Below are 1,525 nucleotides of genomic sequence, written 5' to 3'. Positions count from 1 at the left end.
GCATCAAGCTGTCACCAAGAAGAAGTTGTGACACCGAATGATTTGGGGTCGAATAGTCAAGAATTTGGGCTTGATAAAAACCAAATGGCTATTCAAGTCAGTCAATTACTAAAAGATCAAGCAAATCTTTCGAATGTGATTCCTTTACTTGAGCAAAATAGAGGGGGAATCAAATTATCACAAGCACTTGAGAAGATGGAGAACAAGGAAGCACATGGCAAATCATTTAACACACTAATGTCCATGGTGGAAGAAAGCCTAAACAAATACAGTGGGCAAGATGCAAAAATTATTGAGGTGCCTGAATTATGGTTACATAAACCATCGACTTCTTTTGAATTAGACGAAATACTTATTGCTTTTGTGCCTGAAGTAAACCAAAAAGAATTAGATAAAATCCCAGCCTATAATTTAAAACAAGAGGTGGTTTATCTGGATCCAAATAAAGCTCCAGATAAACCGGTAATAGTAGTAGAAACTGATGGATTCGAAGCCTTTAAAATAAAAGTTGAACACATCAATCAAAAATTACAAGAAAATGGTTTGCAAAAGGAAGGCTTAAATACTGGCAATAAAAAAACCTTAAGTGCAGAGGGCTTTTTGGAAACTACTGTATTAAATTCTATTTCTATAGCTGACACTAAGGAAGAATGGTACAAAGGAGCATCAGAAATTTATGCGGTGACCAGTGGAATTTATAACGTAGATGAAAATAATCCGCAAATAAATGTCATTGCTATGCAATATATTGCCGATAGTGAACAGACTTACTACCCCAATCAAATTGTGTTGGTTTGGGATGATTATGATTATCAAGCTGCCAATATTCAATTTTTTGAGCAAGACAGTAATTACAATTACCAAGACTTAGCCACCGTTCTAGTTGATGGAGTGTTTGAAATCACAGGGTTACTAACAGATTTACCATGGATCACTGCCCTTGGACGAATTGCAAACGCCATAATACAGGCCATACCAGAAGGTGCATTTACAGATGGTGACGATTATGTTGATTCTTTTTATACCGTTCAAAAAGACATGACCTATACCAATTGGGAGGGAGTTGGAGGCAATGCTAAAATTTCGATAAGTCCACTGAACATTGCTGAAAATTAATCAACCAAGTTGATCCCCTCACATGCATGGGGCAGAATTTTAAATCAATGGGTATTCTCCATCCATAACTTGCTTGGATGGAGAATTTTCCCACACCACCCCCAACAAAACAAGCTAATCCTGTGGATTCAAATTTCCTTTTTACCAATAAGCCAAAGTAATCCATAAAAACAAAATTATCCCTTCGGTCCCTTTCAATTCTCCCACCTTATGTTGAAAATGCCACAAATGCTTCAATTTTAGTATATCGAAGTATCAACAAATATTTTACATAGAGGACTAAAAACTAACTAAGGGATAAAACTGATAATTTATACTTGCTTCTTAAATACTCTATGGATAGTCCATAGATAATGTATAAAAACTATGAAATGGAAGAGCATCTGCATATACACCAAAGACATTATGC

At 35.7% G+C, this 1,525-nt stretch carries 1 protein-coding gene; it reads left to right on the top strand.

The genetic code is table 11. The features are described 5' to 3' along the window. Positions 1–1,116, top strand: a 1,116-nt coding sequence (locus E1171_RS01545) for a DUF3103 family protein (protein WP_155203401.1), incomplete at its 5' end; no start/stop codon positions are given. Positions 1,117–1,525 lie beyond the last annotated feature (409 nt).

This window comes from Xanthovirga aplysinae, from assembly GCF_009711365.1.
GTDB lineage: Bacteria > Bacteroidota > Bacteroidia > Cytophagales > Cyclobacteriaceae > Xanthovirga > Xanthovirga aplysinae.
Note: the sequence above shows the minus strand (reverse complement) of the source record. Positions and strands in the feature narration are given on the sequence as shown.